Below are 19,455 nucleotides of genomic sequence, written 5' to 3' on the forward strand. Positions count from 1 at the left end.
TGGTAATTATATCATTACGTATGAAACGAGTTTTAGCTTTCGCGCTTGGCGCATTTATCAGTTGTGGTCCGGCCCTTGCGGCTGACGCCCCCTTGTCACCCGTGCTGTCGCCAGTGGATGAATGGCGCGCTGATCGGGCGGTGGTACTGTCCACAGATGCAGTTAGCCTTGATGATTTCAAATGGCTCGCACGGCCCATTGTTGTTTTCGCCGACAGCCCGAATGACCCGCGTTTCATCGAGCAAATGGAACTGCTTGCCGCCCGCGCAGATGACCTGGCCGAGCGCGACGTGGTTGTGATGGTGGACACAGCGCCTACTGCCAACTCTGCGCTGCGCAAAAAGCTGCGACCACGCGGATTTATGCTGGCGTTGATCGGCAAAGACGGTGGCATCAAACTGCGCAAACCGTTTCCGTGGGACGTACGCGAACTGTCGCGGACCATCGACAAAATGCCCGTGCGCAAGCGTGAAATCCGTGAAGGTCTGACGGCGGAATAACTCATACGCCCTCCTCGGCAAATTCGAAAACCGCGTCCCGCGGTAATCCTTTTTCCCACAAACGAAGCGCCACAGTTAGCGACGTCGTAAACGCGGGATCAGCTGCATAAAACTGCACCTCTGCGCCGCCCAGAAAACCAGCGGGGTTTTGCATGCGCAAAGCACCAAGCCGCGTCCAATCACGGCCCAGCCCCTCATCAATCCAGTGATCATAGACCATCACCAGCGGGACATTCTGCGCGCGTACCAACTCGCCCGCCCAGCCATCTTGCGGCTGGCTCAGGCGCATCTCACGGACCTGCGCATTGGCGAGGCCCCATAAATCCAGCACATAATTGTCATTGCCCCACGCCACGCGACCCAAGTCATTTACCGCTACAGAAGTTTTCGCAAAATCTTGGGCGAACCGCGCCATTTGCGTGTGCTGAAGGTGGATCGCTCGCGGATTGTCGATGAAATCCTTTTGTTGCCAAAGCAGCAGGCCCGAACACGCCGCAATCACCGCCACATTGGGCACACGCCACTGCCCCGCCATGATCAATCCCGCAGCCAGCATCAACAACGCATAGGCCTCATAGCGGTCCATCCAGCCGATCCGTCCTAGCACCAGATGCGCGAACCCTGCCGCTGAAATAGCCAAAGCCGCGCCACGCATCCGTCCAGAGACACCGCGTACCGACAGCAACAGAAAACCGCTGAGCGCAGCCAAAAACAGCCCGCCCGTTTGATTGAGGTTTTGCGCTACACCGCCAAAAAACTGCGCCAAAGCCCCGCCACTTGGGCTGATCCCATCACTAAGTTTTGACACCACCGAGCTTGGCAGGGGTTCAAGTCCCAGACTGCTTAAAAACACCATAAATGCAGTAATCGGCAAAAGGGCAGCGGCACCCATTATCACACCCAGCTTTGGCCGATCAACACCAATCACAACCGCTGCAGCAACAGCCAAGGCAAGCCCCTCAAGACGCAGCGCCGGCGCAAGCAAAATACCCGCCACCAACATCCACGACACACCGCGCCCTTGCACCCATTTTTGTAAACCGGCCACAATCATCAACGTTGCAGCAATGTGGGGGGTGTGTTCCATCGCGGTCATTGTAGCGCCCGCAAGGTTCAATCCCGCAGGCGCCAGCCCGGCGCCGATCAACACCCACACGCGCCCCGCGTTGTCCTCGGGCAAAGCCCGCCAACAGATCAGCGCCCAAACCAAAACCGCCCCAACCATCGCGATCAGATTAAGCGCAAACGGCACCATCCGCCCGATGCTATCTTGGGCAAAAGGCGCCAGAAGAAAGGGATAAAGGGGCGATGAGGCCGCGCTAGCAGCCTCATTTGCGTTCACCCCGTAACCACCAAGCGCAATCTGCTCGGCCATGGCGAGATGGATGTAGACATCATCAAGGGGGTATTCAAACACGCCACCGGCGCGCAAAATTCCCCCACCGATCAGAAAAACCCAGACTGCAGCAACGGGCACCAGCGCCACGAAAGCAACCACCGAATACGGCATGTTATGATACAGCCGTTGCGCAGACATTTGGGTTATTCGAACTCCATGATGATGTCATCAACCGCCAGATTGTCACCCGCAGCGGCGTTGATTTTGGTGATCTTCGTGGTCTTTTCGGCGCGCAGGATGTTCTCCATCTTCATCGCCTCCACGGTGCACAAAGCTTGGCCTTCTTGCACTTCGTCACCAACCGCTACGTCCACTTTCACAATCAATCCGGGCATCGGGCACAGCAGCAGCTTTGATGTATCAGGCGCCACTTTTTCAGGCATCAAACGGGCAAGCTCGGCCTGACGCGGGGTGTAGCACTTCAAGATCACTTCAGCACCACGCCACCGCATGCGGAAACCGGCAGTCACTTTGTTCATCTTGATCAGCATCGGCGCACCGTCAACAAAGACTTCCGCAAGCGTGTCGCCCGGGGTCCATGTGCTTTCAATACGGTGCGTGCTGCCATCATCAAAACGGACACTGGCCCCAGCTTGGTCTGCATCGATGTGCACGGGCATTTCCGTCCCGCCTGTCACGACGACCCAATCTTGGCCAACTTTACGCTCGTGATTGTCCATGCGGCCCGAGACGCGCGTGCGGCGAATTTCGGCAACACGGTACATCGCTGCCGCCGACGCCGCGAGACGCTTAAGATCAGCCTCCGCAAGGGTCACACCTTCAAAACCGTCAGGATATTCTTCCTCAATGAAGGCCGTCGTGATGTTGCCACTTGTGAATTTCTCGTGGTCATAAACCGCTGCAAGGAACGGCAGATTGTGACCAATCCCCTCCATCTCAAAGCCGTCAAGCGCGTTGCGCATATGCTCAATCGCGGTCGCACGGTCAGGGCCCCATGTGCACAGCTTTGCGATCATCGGGTCGTAATACATGCTGATTTCGCCGCCCTCAAAAACACCCGTGTCATTGCGCACAACACGGGTTTCCTCGGCCACTTCAAGCGGCGGGCGGTAGGTTTGCAAACGTCCAATTGACGGCAGGAAGTTGCGATACGGATCTTCCGCATAAAGGCGGCTTTCCATCGCCCAGCCATTCAATTTGATGTCTTCTTGCTTAAGGGACAGTGCCTCGCCGTATGCCACGCGGATCATCTGCTCAACCAAATCAACACCAGTGATCAACTCGGTCACAGGGTGTTCCACCTGAAGGCGTGTGTTCATCTCGAGGAAGTAGAAGTTGCGGTCGCCGTCCACGATAAACTCAACCGTACCAGCGGACGTATAGCCCACAGCAGCGGCCAAGGCGCAGGACTGTTCGCCCATGGCTTTGCGGGTCGCCTCATCCAAAAACGGCGAGGGTGCTTCTTCAATGACTTTTTGGTTGCGGCGCTGAATAGAGCACTCGCGTTCGCCCAAATAAAGCGTGTTTCCATGCGCATCCGCCAGCACCTGAATTTCGATGTGGCGCGGCTGTGTCACAAACTTCTCGATGAAAATGCGGTCATCACCAAAACTGTTGGCCGCCTCATTCTTGGACGACTGGAACCCCTCACGGGCTTCGGTGTCATTCCACGCAATACGCATCCCCTTGCCGCCGCCGCCAGCAGAGGCCTTAATCATCACAGGGTAGCCCACTTGGTTAGAGATTTTGACCGCGTCGTCCGCGTCCTCGATCAGGCCCATGTACCCGGGCACAGTCGATACGTTCGCTTCTTGGGCCAACTTTTTGGATGTGATCTTGTCGCCCATCGCCTCAATCGCGCCAGCGGGTGGCCCGATAAAGGCAACGCCTTCTGCCGCAAGCGCCTCGGCGAAAAGTTTATTCTCAGACAAAAAGCCGTATCCCGGATGGACCGCTTCCGCGCCCGTTTGGCGAATTGCATCCATCACTTTGTCGATCACGATGTAGGACTGATTGGCCGGTGCAGGCCCGATGTGAACCGCTTCATCGGCCATCTTCACGTGCAGCGCGTTGCGGTCAGCGTCCGAATAAATAGCGACAGTCGCAATGCCCATTTTGCGCGCGGTCTTGATAACACGACATGCAATTTCACCGCGGTTGGCGATCAGGATCTTTTTAAACATGGGGTGTCCTTTCATGGGCTGGCCCAAAGGCAGCACCGGTCTTAAATGTCAGAAATTCAAAAGCAAAAGAGCGCATCACACGATCACCTCGGGAAACGAAGCCTGCGCGCGGGCGACATCAATCACCAACATCGCCTCGTAACTTTCAGGATCAAACGGGTCTTCCGCAGGGATCACTTCACGCCCGAAAAACCAGCTTAGGCGGCCCGCATCAAGATTGCCGCGCTCAAAAGGTTGATCGCCGAAATGCTCCCAAAGGGCGCGAATAAAGCCTTCGTCTGCGCGCTTATCGGGCGGACGGCGGTCGCGAAACCGCTCACGCGAGACAAGCTTGGTCGGCCCTGCTTTTGCAGGACGGCGAATGACAAATTGGAAATCAGTCCCAGGTAAACGGCCCGGAAAGCCGCGGTGTTTCAACATACCGCACCCCCTGAATAAGATGCTGCATGGAAGCGGGAGGGCGTAACCGCCATCCCGCGTGAGTAATTACTTGTATTTGCCTGTGAAAGCAGGCTCTTGGCTGATCGGCTCTTGCTCAATGATGACAACATCATCCGCTTGCTTGCCAGCACATGCTGCCAAGAATGCAGTAACCCCAAGAACGGCGACGAGTTTAAGTGTTTGCGACATGAAATACTCCCAGTGCCCAATGCATCTGTACCGGCGTTGCGCCAGCACACTGCGTGCGTGTTAAAGCCTGCCCATGCAGACATAGCCAAAACCATAGTCACTCCAGAGATCAAAAGATACTTTATTTGCAAAATCGCGCGAAATCCCGCTGCAAATTGGTCACAGGTCGGGCGTAGGCGCGCATCAGGATTAATTGCACAGGACCGCATCAGAATTGCTCCCAAACACAGCGCGCACCATCGCGCGAGAACGCCTCAAAGAACTGCGTCGCGCGTGCATCCGCAGCCCCAAACGGCACCGCACGATCCGCAAGGGAGATCACAATCTGCTCAGGACGCAGCGCTTTTTCGTCAAGCCAATGAAGCGCATATTCCTCGCAGAGTTGCTGAAAATCTAACTCAACATCCGCATATTTCAGACCGCCAGCGTCGCGCGTAATCTCAGGGGCAATCAAACGGAACCGCACCACATCCTCTAGGGTCAAAACCTCATGCATCTGCACGGTCTGCCCTGACGGCAACGCTAAATCCGCCACATCCGCCATCGCGAAAGCAAACGATGGCAGCAGCGCCGCGCCCATCAGATATGGCAGACAAGTTCGGATCATAGCGGAATGTTATCGTGCTTTTTCCAAGGGTTGCTTAGCTGTTTGCCGCGCAGGGACGCAAACGCGCGGCACACGCGGCGGCGCGTTGATTGGGGCATGATGACCTCGTCAATAAAGCCCTTCTCGGCGGCCACGAACGGGTTGGCAAAGCGGTCTTCATATTCCGCTGTGCGCGCCGCAATCTTATCCGCGTCACCCAATTCAGAACGGTACAGAATTTCCGTCGCGCCCTTGGCACCCATCACAGCAATCTCCGCTGTGGGCCATGCATAGTTAATGTCGCCGCGCAGGTGCTTGGACGACATCACATCATAGGCACCGCCGTAGGCCTTGCGCGTGATCACTGTTACTTTCGGCACCGTCGCCTCGCCGTAGGCAAAGAGCAGTTTTGCACCGTGCTTGATGACGCCACCGTACTCCTGACTGGTCCCCGGCAAGAAGCCCGGCACGTCAACAAGGGTCAAAATCGGAATTTCAAACGCATCACAGAAGCGCACAAAACGGGCCGCCTTGCGCGAGCTATCAATGTCCACACACCCCGCCAAAACCATCGGCTGGTTGGCCACAACACCAACGGTTGAGCCCTCAAGACGCACAAAACCGGTGATGATGTTCTTGGCGAATTCTTCTTGGATCTCGTAGAAGTCGCCCTCGTCCGCCAGCTTGGTGATCAGCTCTTTCATATCATAAGGCGTGTTCGGGTTGTCAGGGATCAGCGTGCTGAGGCTGTCGTCAATGCGCTGCACGTCGTCATAAAACGGGCGAACTGGCGGCTTTTCTTTGTTGTTAAGCGGCAGCAAATCCACAAGGCGGCGCACTTCGGTTAACGCCTCGACGTCGTTCTCAAATGCCGCATCCGCAACACTTGATTTACGCGTGTGCGTCGACGCACCGCCCAACTCTTCTGCGGTGACCACTTCGTTCGTGACGGTTTTCACAACGTCGGGACCGGTTACAAACATGTAGCTGGTGTCTTTAACCATAAAGATGAAATCAGTCATCGCGGGGCTATAAACAGCGCCACCCGCGCACGGCCCCATGATCACGCTGATTTGCGGGACAACACCGCTGGCCATAATGTTGCGCTGGAACACCTCGCCGTAGGCGGCAAGACTGTCGACACCCTCTTGGATGCGCGCGCCGCCACTGTCATTCAGGCCAATCACGGGTGCGCCGTTTTGCACGGCCATATCCATGATCTTACAGATTTTCTTGGCATGAGTTTCCGAGACCGAGCCACCCAAAACTGTGAAATCCTGTGAAAACACATAGACCATGCGGCCATTGATCGTGCCCCAACCGGTGATGACGCCATCACCCGGATGCTTGGTCTTTTCCATGCCAAATTCGGTGCAGCGGTGCGCCGCGAACATATCAAATTCTTCGAAGCTGCCTTCATCAAGCAACAGATCAATACGCTCGCGCGCGGTCAGCTTGCCTTTGGCGTGTTGTGCTGCGACACGGCGTTCGCCACCACCCATGCGGGCCTCGTCACGGCGGGCCTCAAGTTCACTCAGGATATCTTTCATCGGGTGTCCCCTTTATCAACGCATGGAGTGTCACAAATGCTGCGACTGCACAAAGTTGCGCTGACCATAGGCTTAACCGCGCCCCAACAGAAGGCTTATTTCGCCAAGCTGCGTAGTTTGCATATAATAGCATATGCAAATTGCAAAACTGCGAATATATAAAACCGCTTCCCCTTGCCGCCCCAAACCCGCTAAAGCAAAGTCATGAAGTTTACCATGCAGCCAGCGCGTAAGGCTCCCCACATCGCAACCCTCATCTCGCTCGCAGGCATCTCTGCGCTGACGATGAACATCTTTCTGCCCTCGCTGCCAACGATGACGGCACACTTCGGGGCGGACTACGCAGTGATGCAGCTGTCAGTCGCGCTTTATCTTGCGGTAAGTGCCGCGCTGCAGATCGTTATTGGCCCGCTGTCTGACAGATACGGCCGCCGGCCGGTGCTGCTGTGGGGGCTTTCTCTTTTTTGTCTGGCAACGCTTGGCACCCTTGTGGCCCCAACGACCGAATGGTTCCTGGCCGCGCGCATGGCACAGGCAGTGATGGCCGTAGGGCTAGTGCTGTCGCGTGCCGTGGTCCGCGACATGGTGCCCACGGATCAAGCCGCCAGCATGATCGGATATGTAACCATGGGCATGTCGATCGTGCCGATGATTGGCCCCGGCATCGGCGGCGTTCTGGATCAAGCGTTTGGATGGCAGGCCAATTTCTGGCTGCTGCTCGGGCTTGGTGTGGCGATGCTTTACGCCGTTTATGTGGATCTGGGGGAAACACTTCCCGCAGACCGTTTGGGCGCCGGCCAAAGTTTTCGCGCCCAAATCCGCGACTATCCCCATTTGCTTCTCTCACAACGCTTCTGGGGCTACTGCCTTGCGTCTGCCTTCGCATCGGGCGCGTTTTTCGCCTACCTTGGTGGCGCGCCGTTTGTGGGCACGACCCTTTTTGACCTTGATCCAGCAATGCTTGGCTTTTTGTTTGGCGCACCAGCGTTGGGGTATTTTGCAGGCAATTGGATCACAGGCAAATACGCAGCCCGCGTCGGCGTGAACATGATGGTGCTTGTGGGCGCTATTTTGATCACCCTTGGAATGACACTTTTGTTCCTGACCTTTCTGGCGGGCATCCAAACGGAGTTGGTCTTTTTCGGCTTCATGACAACCGTGGGATTGGGCAACGGCATGGTCATCCCCAACGCCACTGCGGGCATGCTAAGCGTGCGTCCACAACTTGCGGGCACTGCATCTGGTCTGGGAAGCGCCATCATGATCGGCGGTGGTGCTGCGTTGTCGGCCATGGCGGGCATCATGCTGAATGAAGAGACCGGCGCATGGCCACTGCTGTGGATCATGATGCTGACGTCGTTCGCCGCACTGGCGTGTATCCTCTACACAATTCACAGAGAGCGCCAATTGGCCCGCCAAGCGTAACTTTGCAAACCCATTGATTAACCGCAGCGTATTTGCAAATATTTTGGGATGGCACAGCAAAAACTCTACGCTGGCGTAAAGCTACGCGACATCCGAACCAAGCACGGCCTGACCCAAAAGCTTTTCGCTGAGCGGTTGGGCGTGTCCTTGAGCTATCTAAACCAGATGGAAAACAACAACCGCCCCCTTGCGACGGGGGTTGTCTTGGCGCTGGCGTCCGAGTTTGGGTATGACGTGCGCGGCCTATCCATGGGCGAGGCCGAGCGGATGGTCACGGATATCCGCGAGGCCTTGGCCGATCCCGTTTTCCCCGATCAAGTCCCCCTGCCCGACCTTCAATTAATCAGCTCAAACGCACCTGCTTTTGCCAAGTCGTTTCTGGATTTGCACAAAGCCTACCGCGAAGTGCACGACAGGCTTGCCTCGCTCGACGAGGCCCTCGGGCGCGATGGCACGGGGCTGCGCCTGTCGCCGTGGGAAGAAGTGCGCGACTTTTTTCACTATTGCGACAACTACATTGATGCAGTCGATGTGGCTGCTGAAAACTTTGCATTGCGTAAACTGACCCTGGATGAGGCATTTGACGAGATCGGCGTGATGTTGCTGCGCACGGACGCAGGCCCGTTGCGGCGCTATGATCCGGCCACGCGCTGTTTGCGCATTTCTGAACGCGCAAGCCCCGCCACTTACCGCTTTCAGGCACTGGTGCAAATTGCCCTACTGACCCACGACAAGCTGCTTGAGGCGACCCTTGATCTGGCCCGCTTTCAAACGACTGAGGCGCGCGACATTGCCAAGATTGGTCTTGCTAACTATTTCGCGGGCGCTGCGATGATGCCATACGGCGAGTTTTTGGATGTGGCGCGCAGTACTCGCCATGATCTTGAACGGTTGGCCGCGCATTTCGGCGCCTCAATCGAGCAGGTCGCACACCGGCTTTCCACCCTGCAGCGGCCCGGTGCCAAAGGGATTCCGTTCTTCTTTGTGCGCGTTGATCCGGCAGGCACGATCACCAAACGTCACTCCTCTACAAGGCTGCAATTCGCCCGCTTCGGTGGGGCCTGCCCACTTTGGAATGTCCACCGCGCTTTTGAAACGCCGGGGCGTTTCTTGCGCCAACTGGCCGAAACCCCTGATGGGCATCGCTACATCAGCATCGCCCGTGACGTCAGTAAATCAGGTGGTGCTTTTGATGCACCCACGCGCCGCTATGCCATTGCCCTTGGCTGCGAAGTGCAGCATGCACCGCAAATCATTTACGCCGACGGAATGGATATTTCGGGGCCCCATGTTTTTGAACCGATCGGCGTGTCGTGCCGTATTTGTGAGCGGTCAAATTGCCACCAACGATCTGTTCCGCCCCTTGAGCGCAGCTTGAACGCGGACCCAAATAGTCGTGAAATCCTGCCTTACACGTTGGACCCGTAACCGCGCATCATTGCCCCGCACGCCGCCAACCTGCGCGCTGCGCTTCAGATGCCGAGCAAAACCAGCGCTCGCCGCGGTTTTCATTGATGCCCGTGCGCGCGTAGAACCGATCGCCGGGCATGTGATAGATGTGGCCGTTCTTTGAGATGTTGCCTTTGATCGCACAGTTTGGGTCCGGTGCATCACGGCCACGGGCCGCTTGTTGGCGCGCCACGGCGGGACGTTCGTAGGTACTTGACCAGAGGCCGCGGTTTTGCACGGAAGCCGATTTTTCAAGGGTGACGTAATCGCGTGAGTATTTCACGTAGGCCAGCGCCAATCCACCAGCCACAAGTTCTGCGCCCACGTCGCGGCCCGCTACGAAACATTTGGCCACGATTCGGCCATACCGGTCCACATCACGGGTTTTGCAGGTTGCGCGCTGGCCTTGGTAACGGGCGCGCACTTCGTCTTGGACATAGGTGCCGCAGTCCCACCGCACGCCCTGTGCAGAGCGGCAGGTTTGGCCTACTTCGACCGCATCAATGCCGTGCAACCGCACACGTTCGCCGCCCACATCGAAGGTGTCGCCATCAATCACACGAATGACACCTGACGGGTCAGCCGTAGCAAGTGTTGCTGAAAACAGGGTCAGAAAAAGGAAAAAGGCACATCTTACCATTTCGTTAAGATGTGCCCCAACGCCCCATGGCGCAAGTCAAATCGGGCGAAAGGTTAACCGTTTAAAACGGGGCCTCAACGTCCCCCATTGCCACGTAGACGGTCTTTACTTCCGAGTAGTGATTGATCGCCTCTTTCGAGTTTTCGCGGCCCACACCGGAGGCTTTCGCACCGCCAAAGGGGGCCTCAACAGGGGCAAGGTTATAGGTGTTGATGTAGCACGTGCCTGCCTCAAAGCCTTTCACCACGCGGTGCGCGCGGGTGATGTCTTTGGTAAACACCCCTGCGGCCAGCCCGAATTCCGTGTCATTTGCGCGGGCCAGAACTTCTTCTTCGGAGGTGAATGACAACACGGACATCACGGGGCCGAAAATTTCCTCGCGGGCAATTGTCATGTCATCTGTGACGTCCGCGAACACAGTCGGCTGAAGGTAGAACCCTTCTTGGTCCAGCTGTTTGCCGCCATAGACCAGACGCGCGCCATCGGCCTCGCCTTTGGCGATGAAGCCTTTGACGATCTCCATTTGCGCGGCGCTGACCATGGGGCCGAAAGTTGTTTCAGGGTCCATCGGATCACCGATGATTGCCGTATCGAGGCGCGCGCAGAGCCGCTCAAGAAACTGCTCAAGAATGTCTGCATGCACAAAGACACGGGTGCCGTTTGAGCACACCTGACCTGAGGAATAGAAATTGCCCAAGATTGCGCCACTTACGGCGTTTTCAATATCAGCGTCCTCAAAAACGATCATGGGGGATTTGCCGCCAAGCTCCATCGTGACGTGCTTCATCTGCGTCGCAGCGGCCGCGTAGACCTTGCGTCCCGTTGGCACAGAGCCCGTCAACGACACTTTGTTGACGCGCGGTTCGCCCACCAGTTTTGCCCCCACATCACCCAAGCCTTGGACCACGTTGTAAAGGCCCGCAGGGGCGCCTGCTTCGATCATGATTTCCGCAACTTTCAACGCACAAAGCGGTGTGGTTTCGGATGGTTTGAAGATCATAGCGTTGCCGCAGGCCAAGGCGGGCGCGCCTTTCCAGCACGCAATCTGCGTGGGGTAGTTCCACGCGCCAATCCCAACGCAAAGCCCCAATGGCTCACGCACCGTGTAGACGAAATCATCGCCCAGCTGGATGTGCTCGCCTGTCAATGAGCCTGCCAGCCCGCCGAAATACTCAAGCGCGTCCGCACCAGACGTGGCATCCGCGACAGAGGTTTCCGAGTAGGGTTTGCCCGTGTCATAGGTCTCGAGGACAGACAGATCATGGTTGCGCGCGCGCATGATGTCAGCGGCCCGTCGCAACACGCGGCCACGCTCTGTGCCGGTCATCGCGGCCCACTCTTTTTGCGCCCGAAGACCGCTTTGCACCGCCGCTTCGATCACCGCATCAGTGGCCGAATGAACTGTGGCCACTACTTCGCCAGTTGCGGGGTAAATCACGTCGATTGGCGTGCCCGCAGTATCTTCGAGGTATTTGCCGTCCACAAAATGGCTCGCCTTGGGTTGGGTTTGCATGATGCTCTTCTTACTCGCCGCGCGGGAAGCGTTTGTTTTCTTCCAGCACGTTCAGATCCATATGGTTGCGCATGTATTGCTCGGATGCGCGCTTGAGCGGCTGATAGTCCCAAGGGTAGTAATCGCCGTTGCGAAGCGCCTCGTAGACCACCCACCGTTTGGCCTGTGAGTGGCGCACATCTGCATCAAAACGGGCAAGGTCCCAACGGGCTTCTGACTTGGCGCGCAGGGTTTGCAACGTGCCTTGATGCGCAGGGTCTTCTGCCAAGTTCGTCAGTTCGTGCGGGTCATCTTCAAGGTTAAAAAGCTGATCCGCATCAAGGGCACAGCGGTTGTATTTCCACGGGCCATAGCGCAGCGAGACAAGCGGCGCGTAAGAGGCCTCGGCGGCGTATTCCATTGCAACGGGCTCGGTCCGCTCAACGCCCTGCCCCATCGGAACTAGCGACTGACCTGCGGTCCATGGCATAACCTCATCCATACTGACACCCGCCAGATCACATAAGGTCGGGCATACGTCGATGTTGCTAACGGGGGTCTCGTGAAGGCCCGCCTCCATTTGCGGGGCACAGATCATCATAGGCACCCGCGACGATCCTTCATAGAACGACATTTTGAACCACAACCCACGCTCGCCCAGCATATCACCGTGGTCTGAAACAAAGACGATGATCGCTTCTTGGCGGGTATCTTCAAGCACCTGAAGCAGTTCCCCAACTTTGTCATCAAGGTACGAGATGTTGGCAAAATACGCTTGGCGCGAGCGGCGGATATCTTCTTTCGTGATGTCAAAACTGCGCCAATCGTTCGCATCGAAAATACGCTTGGAGTGGGTGTCGTGATCTTCGTAATCCATCGCCGGAATTTCCGGTTCAAGATGCTCACAATCCTCATAAAGGTCCCAATATTTCTTGCGCGCCACATAAGGGTCATGGGGGTGCGTGAAGCTGACGGTCATGCACCACGGACGCTCATCAAGCCCACGGGAAAACTCGTAAAGTTTGGTCTTTGCGTTATAGGCGACCTCGTCATCATATTCCATTTGGTTGGACGTTTCAGCCACCCCAGCACCGGTCACAGAGCCCATATTGTGATACCACCAATCAATCCGCTCACCGGGTTTGCGGTAATCGGGGGTCCAGCCGAAATCAGCGGGATAAATGTCTGTGGTCAGACGTTCCTCAAAGCCGTGCATCTGATCTGGGCCAACAAAGTGCATCTTGCCTGACAAGCAGGTCCGGTAGCCAGCGCGGCGCAGATGATGCGCATAAGTTGGCACGCTTGACGGAAACTCGGCCGCGTTGTCGTAAACACCTGTGGCGGAAGGCAACTGCCCCGACATGAACGCAGCCCGGCCCGGCGCGCAAAGCGGGCTTGCCGTGTAGGCGTTTTTGAAACGGGTTGAACGCGCCGCAAGCTTTTTGAGGTTTGGTGCATGAAGCCACTCTGCGGGACCATCGGGAAAGAGTGTGCCGTTCAACTGGTCAACCATAAGAATTAGGATATTCGGCTTCATTATTTATACCTTCGTTTCATGAGTAACTGGCGTGACGGCGCGCTTTTTCTGCGCCTCGCGCCACGTGATAAATATGACGGATGCGACAATGACTAGCCCGCCAAAAACGACCCAAGCATCAACAGGTTCGCCAAAAACCACAACCCCTAGAAGCGTCGCCCAGACAAGCTGTAGGAACGTTGCGGGCTGAGTCACGGTGACCGGGGCCGCCGCGAATGCAAGCGTCATGGTGTAGTGACCAGCGGTGGCAAAACACGCAACGCCAAATAAGATAACGATGTCGTGAAAACTGACCGGCACCCAGACTGCATAGGCAAAAGGCGCAAGGCCAATTGTCACCGTGATCGAGAGCATGCCAACAATCACCGCCGGTCCAAGCTGTCCGCTGAGTTGTTTGGCCAGAAGATATCCTGCGCCGAAACCAAAAGCCGTAAACAGCATTGCGATATGGCCGATATCAACTTCCCGAAATCCCGGGCGCAGAATGATCAGCGCGCCAACCAGCGCACAGATAATCGCAGCGATCCGCGGCAGGGCAAGCTTTTCACCCAAAAACAGCGCCGCACCGATGGTGACATAAACAGGTCCTAGGTAATTCATCGCCGTGACCTCGGCCAAGGGGATGCGCGTCATTGCATAAAACCAACAGATCACCGCAAGCGTGTGTACAAATCCGCGAGCTGAAAACAGGACCAACTGGCGCTTGGTCAAATGCGCATCAAGGATCGGCTTGATCATTGGGATCAGGAACACCAACCCAAGCAGATACCGCAAAAACGCGCTTTGTGCGGCGGGCACGCGGCCATCCGTGTATTTGACCAACGCCGTGACAGTCACGAACATCACACCCGTGACAACCATCCAGAAAATACCGCGGCGCGCAGAAGGTTGGGTCATGGCAGCAACAACTTAAGCGCAATCGCCCACATCAACAGCCCCACACCGGCATCCAAGATTTGCCAACTGCGCGGCTTGGCAAAGAAAGGTGTCAGCAACCGCGCGCCATAGCCGAGGGTGAAGAAAAACGAAAAGCTGGCCAAAATTGCCCCGATGCCAAAAGCCATTTTATCATCATATTCCGCCGACACCGATCCGATCAGAATGACCGTATCAAGATACACATGCGGGTTTAGCCATGTGATGGCTGCTACCGCGGCCAAAGCACCAATCAGCGGTATGCGTTGCCCTTCCGATGGTACCAGCGCTTGCCCGCCTTTATAAGCAGACAGAAAACTACGCGCGCCATAGGCGATTAAGAACGCCGCACCACCGTATGTGAAAAGCGGCTCAACCCAAGGTGCCGCATTCGTCATGGCTGTAAATCCCATGACCCCTGCTGTGATCAAAATGGCATCTGAAGTTGCGCAGAACAGCACCAGTGGCAGGACATGCTCGCGGCGTACGCCAAAGCGCAACACCAAAGCGTTTTGCGCCCCAATCGCCACGATCAATGACAAAGCAACACCATAGCCCGCGAAAAACGCACCGTTCACCATGGGCATACCCTCTTCTTCTCTTGTTCAAAAATATCCAGAATAAAAAATGCCGCGACCCAGAGCCGCGACATTAGAACCTTACAGAGCTAGTAGCTGGGTTTACTCACTGCCCAGTTGCTCCATGACCTCGTCGCTGGCCTCGAAGTTGGCGGTGACTGTTTGCACGTCATCATCGTCTTCAAGCGCTTCGATCAGGCGCATCAGCTTTTGCATACCTTCAAGATCAAGTTCTGTCGTCGTTGTGGGTTTCCAGATCAGTTTTGTGCTGTCTGACTCGCCCAATTCAGCCTCAAGCGCTTGGGATACCGCGTGCAAATCTGTGTCGGCGCAATAGACCACGTGGCCTTCTTCATCGCTTTCCACATCTTCGGCACCAGCTTCAATTGCCGCCATCATAACTGTGTCGTTGTCGCCTACGGATGCTGGGTAGCTAACTGCGCCTTTGCGGTCGAACATAAAGCCCACACTACCGGTTTCGCCCAAGTTGCCACCTGATTTGGTGAAAGTTGAACGCACGGTGCTGGCTGTGCGGTTGCGGTTGTCGGTCATCGTCTCGACGATCACAGCAACGCCACCTGGGCCGTAGCCTTCGTAGCGGATCTCATCGTAATTTTCCGCATCACCACCTTGGGACTTCTTGATCGCGCGATCAATTACGTCCTTGGGAACCGATTGTGATTTGGCTTCTTTCACCGCAAGACGCAGGCGCGGGTTGTTGTCTGGATCAGGGTCGCCCATTTTGGCGGCCACGGTGATCTCTTTTGCGAGCTTGGAAAACAGCTTTGAGCGCAGCTTATCCTGACGGCCCTTGCGGTGCTGAATATTCGCCCATTTTGAGTGGCCAGCCATGTGCCATCCTCCCTCTTTAATCTAGTGTTGCTGCCTTATAGCCCCGCGTGAAAGCGGGTTGCAATGGGCAGGGGCTTGCTTTCACATGACCCAAACGGAGCGTGCCTTATGACGATTGATCAAATTATCCTTTTCACTCTTTTTGGTGCCGTGTTCGGCATGCTTCTTTGGGGGCGGTTTCGCTATGATCTGGTGGCATTTGCTGCCCTGATGATCGGGGTAGTGTTGGGCGTTGTGCCTACCAAGGATGCGTTCAGCGGTTTCGGTCATCCAGCCACTTTGGTGGTAGCCCTCGTTTTGATTGTGTCTGCGGGTCTGGTCAGATCAGGCGCGGTTTACTTGATCACCCGCACTTTGGTGGACGCCACACGGGGACTTGGCGGGCATATCGCGTTGATGGGCGGTATCGGCGGGGTGTTATCAGCCTTTATGAACAACGTGGCGGCGCTGGCACTTTTGATGCCAGTCGACATTCAAACCGCGCGCAAAGCAGGCCGTGCGCCGGGGCTATCCCTGATGCCTTTGTCGTTTGCAACAATCCTTGGGGGCATGGCCACGCTGATTGGGACACCCCCGAATATCATCATTGCAACGATCCGCGAAGAAAGCCTTGGTGAGCCGTTCAAGATGTTCGACTTCGCCCCTGTTGGCGGGATAACGGCCATCGCCGGTTTGGCATTTGTGGCGCTAATCGGGTGGCGATTAATCCCCAGTAAAGCCGGTAGCACCAACACCGCAGATGAGTTTGCCTCATATATCGCCGAGTTGACTGTACCTGAGGACAGCAAACATATCGGCAAAACCGTGGCCGAGCTTGATGAGGTGGCCGAGAAAAACGACGTGGCAATTTTGGGACTGATCCGCGATGGCAAACGCCTGCGCGGGCTGTCCAAAACCCGCACGTTGAAAGCGGCTGACGCCTTAGTGATCGAAGCCTCCCCCGAGGCATTGGATGAATTCCGTGCAGCCCTTTCGTTGGATTTTGCAGATGAACGCCGCGAAGAATTACTACGCGCCGATGGGGCCGGACTAAACGTCATAGAAATTGTTGTGACCGATGGGTCACGTCTGAACGGCCGTACCGCGCAGGCCGTGGGTATGTCATGGCGACGGCGGGCCATTTTGATGGGCATCAGCCGCGAAGGCCGCGCAATCAAAAGCCAAATCCGCCAAACACCCCTTAAGCCCGGTGATATCTTGCTGGTGTTACTGCCCGATGGAACCGAGGCTGATGTCACTGATTGGCTTGGATGTCTGCCCCTTGCGGACCGTGGTCTTAGTGTGACCCAAGACAATAAAGTGTGGGTGGCGATTGGACTTTTCGCAGCTGCGGTCATTGCCGCCTCTCTTGGCTGGATTTACCTGCCCATCGCCCTTGGTATTGTGGTCATCGGTTTTGTTTTGTTGAAGATCATTCCGATCCGCGAAGTGTATGACCATATCGAATGGCCCGTGGTGGTCCTGCTTGGTTCAATGATCCCGCTTGGCGCTGCCCTTGAGACATCGGGCGGCACAGAATTGATCGCGGACGGCTTGATTGATCTGACAACGGGCCTGCCCGCATGGGCTATTTTGACAGTGCTGATGATTGTAACCATGACCCTGTCTGACGTGCTGAACAACACCGCAACGACCATTGTTGCGGCCCCGATTGGCATCCAGATGGCGCAGTCTTTGGGCGTGAACCCCGATCCATTTTTGATGGCTGTAGCAGTGGCCGCATCATCGGCGTTTCTCACCCCAATCGGGCACAAGAATAACACCCTTATTCTGGGGCCTGGGGGCTACAGTTTCGGGGACTACTGGCGGATGGGATTGCCGCTTGAAATTCTTGTTGTCGGTGTGTCCATCCCAGCCATCTTGGTGTTCTGGCCGCTATAACTAGGCAGCTAGAACGGCCACAAGATTGGAATAATCGCACTTGCCAGCACACCAATTGACAGGTTCAGCGGAATACCCACCCGCATGAAATCTTTGAAATGATATCCGCCGGGACCATAGACCAGCATATTCGTTTGATAGCCTATTGGCGTGGCAAAACTGGCGCTGGCCGCAACCATCACGGCCACAACCAGCGGGCGTGGATCAATCCCTAATTGGGTCGCGACACCAATGGCCACGGGGGTGACAACCACTGCAACGGCGTTGTTGCTGACCAGCTCCGTCAAAACAGAGGTGATCAGATAAATCACCCACACCAACAAGAAGGGTGGCAAGATCGCCAAAGCGGGCTCAAGAATGCCAACGATCAACGACACCGCCCCCGATGATTGCAACGCAGCACCCACCGCGAGCATTGCAAAAATTAGCGCCAACAAACGGCCATCCACAAAACCAAAGGCCTCCTCTGCATCGATGCAGCGGGTGGCCAAAACAACTGCAACTGCAACAATCGCCAACAAGAAAATCGGCGCAACACCAAGGCCAGCAAGAGCCACGATCGCGACAAGGGCCGCTAGGGCGATGGGCGCTTTGCTGCGGCGTAAGGCGCGGTCCGATGGCTGGCTGACGTCGACCAAATCCATCTCTTCGGCAAGGCGGGAAATATCTGCTGCCGCGCCCTCAATCAGCAACGTGTCCCCGACCCGCACCACAATATCATCAAGGCCGCGCCCGATGTTTTGGTTACGGCGGTGTACGGCCAAGGGATACACACCAAAACGGCGACGCAGCCGCATCGCCCCGAGGGAGCGACCAACCATTTTACACCCCGGTGTAATCAGCACCTCAACGGTGCTTGTCTCAACAGAGCTAAGCTTATCGACTGTTGCCACATCTTTACTGGCTTGGATGCCCAGCAACTCGGACATCTCGGTGCGCAATACCACGCGGTCTCCTGCCTCAAGGCTGACGGATGGCAGATTGCGGCGCAAAGACAGATCACCGCGCAGAACATCAACCAGGCGCACACCTTCACGCTTGAACATATCCACGTTAACCACCTGCTGGCCGATCAACCCCGACCCTTCGGGCAGTGCGACTTCGGTGAAAAACTTCATCTTACTGCGGCCGCCCAGAAGGCCCGCCATGCTGTCACGGTCAGGTAGCAACATCGGTGCGATCACCCCAAGATACACCATACCCCACGCCACCAAGATGATACCAAGAGGCGTGATCTCAAAGATTGTGAAAGGCGCCAGCCCTTCCGCCCGCGCAACACCGTCCACCAGCAGGTTTGTCGACGTGCCGATCAACGTCAGCGTGCCGCCCATCACCGCCGCATAGCTAAGCGGGATCAGAAGTTTCGAGGGTTTCTTGCCAAGCTTTCTGGCCAACTGGATAAACACAGGGATCATCACAACAACCACAGGCGTGTTGCTAACAAACGCGCTGGCAATTACCACGAACCCGATCAGTCCACCCACCGCGAGAGCAGGGTTTTTATCCGCATGCCGCTCGGCCAAATGGGTAAAAGCCGCCAGAGCTCCGGTTCGCACCAAAGCCCCCATCACGATAAACATCGCGGCAATTGTCCACGGCGCAGGGTTGGCCAACACATCCACCGCCGCCTGATAGGGCAACACACCCAAAGCCAACAGTACCGCAACGCCCAAAATCGCGACCACTTCGGTGGGAAAGGCTTCGCGCATAAACAGCACAAACATCCCCACAACAACCGCCAGCGTGATAACCGCTTGGCCCGTCTGCCCAAGGGAAAAAAGTTCAATCATGATGCTACCTTACTCAATAGACTTGTCCGTAAGTATAGCGCGTCTGTCTTGCGCGCAAAAGAAATGCTTGCGCGTGCTTGGGGCTTA

At 56.3% G+C, this 19,455-nt stretch carries 17 protein-coding genes; 4 read left to right on the plus strand and 13 right to left on the minus strand.

Annotation, left to right across the window (positions count from 1 at the left end):
- Positions 1–20 precede the first annotated feature (20 nt).
- On the plus strand, positions 21–500 hold the full coding sequence (locus OLX08_RS04255) for a DUF4174 domain-containing protein (protein ID WP_391482690.1): 480 nt from the start codon (positions 21–23) through the stop codon (positions 498–500).
- Between the two features lies 1 nt (position 501).
- Here OLX08_RS04255 and OLX08_RS04260 read toward each other — a convergent pair whose 3' ends face one another.
- The 6 genes from OLX08_RS04260 to OLX08_RS04285 all read right to left on the minus strand — a co-directional run bounded on the left by OLX08_RS04260 (position 502) and on the right by OLX08_RS04285 (position 6,809).
- Positions 502–2,037 carry a hypothetical protein gene (locus OLX08_RS04260; protein WP_391482691.1) on the minus strand — a complete coding sequence of 512 codons (1,536 nt, stop codon included), beginning with the start codon at positions 2,035–2,037 and terminating at the stop codon, positions 502–504.
- Positions 2,038–2,042: 5 nt separating this feature from the next.
- Positions 2,043–4,043 carry an acetyl-CoA carboxylase biotin carboxylase subunit gene (locus OLX08_RS04265; RefSeq protein ID WP_391482692.1) on the minus strand — a complete coding sequence of 667 codons (2,001 nt, stop codon included), beginning with the start codon at positions 4,041–4,043 and terminating at the stop codon, positions 2,043–2,045.
- A 75-nt stretch (positions 4,044–4,118) separates the two neighbouring features.
- The gene (locus OLX08_RS04270; RefSeq protein ID WP_048597328.1) at positions 4,119–4,463 is read right to left on the minus strand and encodes a hypothetical protein; all 345 of its coding nucleotides are present in this window, start codon (positions 4,461–4,463) and stop codon (positions 4,119–4,121) included.
- Positions 4,464–4,529: 66 nt separating this feature from the next.
- On the minus strand, positions 4,530–4,673 hold the full coding sequence (locus OLX08_RS04275; RefSeq protein ID WP_177193447.1) for a hypothetical protein: 144 nt from the start codon (positions 4,671–4,673) through the stop codon (positions 4,530–4,532).
- Positions 4,674–4,881: 208 nt separating this feature from the next.
- On the minus strand, positions 4,882–5,280 hold the full coding sequence (locus tag OLX08_RS04280) for a DUF6497 family protein (protein ID WP_391482693.1): 399 nt from the start codon (positions 5,278–5,280) through the stop codon (positions 4,882–4,884).
- Positions 5,277–6,809 carry an acyl-CoA carboxylase subunit beta gene (locus OLX08_RS04285; RefSeq protein WP_391482694.1) on the minus strand — a complete coding sequence of 511 codons (1,533 nt, stop codon included), beginning with the start codon at positions 6,807–6,809 and terminating at the stop codon, positions 5,277–5,279. Before OLX08_RS04285 ends, OLX08_RS04280 begins: the two co-directional genes overlap by 4 nt.
- 204 nt (positions 6,810–7,013) lie before the next feature.
- Between OLX08_RS04285 and OLX08_RS04290 the strand changes: the two genes are divergently transcribed.
- Entirely contained in the window at positions 7,014–8,234 is a 1,221-nt protein-coding gene (locus OLX08_RS04290) for a multidrug effflux MFS transporter (RefSeq protein ID WP_391482695.1), read from the plus strand.
- 48 nt (positions 8,235–8,282) lie between these two features.
- Positions 8,283–9,662: a helix-turn-helix domain-containing protein gene (locus OLX08_RS04295; RefSeq protein ID WP_334066273.1), complete on the plus strand. Its 1,380-nt coding sequence runs from the start codon at positions 8,283–8,285 to the stop codon at positions 9,660–9,662.
- A 7-nt stretch (positions 9,663–9,669) separates the two neighbouring features.
- Here the strand turns inward: OLX08_RS04295 and OLX08_RS04300 are convergent, their stop codons facing one another.
- The 6 genes from OLX08_RS04300 to OLX08_RS04325 form a co-directional block, all read right to left on the minus strand.
- Positions 9,670–10,323 carry a thermonuclease family protein gene (locus OLX08_RS04300; RefSeq protein WP_391482696.1) on the minus strand — a complete coding sequence of 218 codons (654 nt, stop codon included), beginning with the start codon at positions 10,321–10,323 and terminating at the stop codon, positions 9,670–9,672.
- A gap of 61 nt (positions 10,324–10,384) precedes the next feature.
- Positions 10,385–11,836, minus strand: a complete 1,452-nt coding sequence (gene betB / locus OLX08_RS04305; RefSeq protein ID WP_391482697.1) for a betaine-aldehyde dehydrogenase — start codon at positions 11,834–11,836, stop codon at positions 10,385–10,387.
- A 10-nt stretch (positions 11,837–11,846) separates the two neighbouring features.
- Positions 11,847–13,355, minus strand: a complete 1,509-nt coding sequence (betC, locus tag OLX08_RS04310; RefSeq protein ID WP_341246018.1) for a choline-sulfatase — start codon at positions 13,353–13,355, stop codon at positions 11,847–11,849.
- Positions 13,356–14,249 (minus strand): DMT family transporter, encoded by an 894-nt coding sequence (locus OLX08_RS04315; protein WP_391482698.1) that lies wholly within the window; start codon positions 14,247–14,249, stop codon positions 13,356–13,358. It abuts the gene before it with no gap.
- Entirely contained in the window at positions 14,246–14,854 is a 609-nt protein-coding gene (locus tag OLX08_RS04320) for a LysE/ArgO family amino acid transporter (RefSeq protein ID WP_391482699.1), read from the minus strand. The genes OLX08_RS04315 and OLX08_RS04320 overlap by 4 nt, the downstream gene beginning before the upstream one ends.
- A 93-nt stretch (positions 14,855–14,947) precedes the next feature.
- Positions 14,948–15,697, minus strand: a complete 750-nt coding sequence (locus OLX08_RS04325; RefSeq protein ID WP_048597319.1) for a YebC/PmpR family DNA-binding transcriptional regulator — start codon at positions 15,695–15,697, stop codon at positions 14,948–14,950.
- 108 nt (positions 15,698–15,805) lie between these two features.
- Here OLX08_RS04325 and OLX08_RS04330 point away from each other — a divergent pair, with 108 nt between their 5' ends.
- The gene (locus tag OLX08_RS04330; protein ID WP_391482700.1) at positions 15,806–17,578 is read left to right on the plus strand and encodes an SLC13 family permease; all 1,773 of its coding nucleotides are present in this window, start codon (positions 15,806–15,808) and stop codon (positions 17,576–17,578) included.
- An 8-nt stretch (positions 17,579–17,586) separates the two neighbouring features.
- Here the strand turns inward: OLX08_RS04330 and OLX08_RS04335 are convergent, their stop codons facing one another.
- Positions 17,587–19,368 (minus strand): SLC13 family permease, encoded by a 1,782-nt coding sequence (locus OLX08_RS04335; protein ID WP_391482701.1) that lies wholly within the window; start codon positions 19,366–19,368, stop codon positions 17,587–17,589.
- Between the last annotated feature and the right edge of the window lie 87 nt (positions 19,369–19,455).

The sequence above is a fragment of the Nereida ignava genome (assembly GCF_047114695.1).
In the GTDB taxonomy this organism is placed as follows: domain Bacteria; phylum Pseudomonadota; class Alphaproteobacteria; order Rhodobacterales; family Rhodobacteraceae; genus Nereida; species Nereida ignava.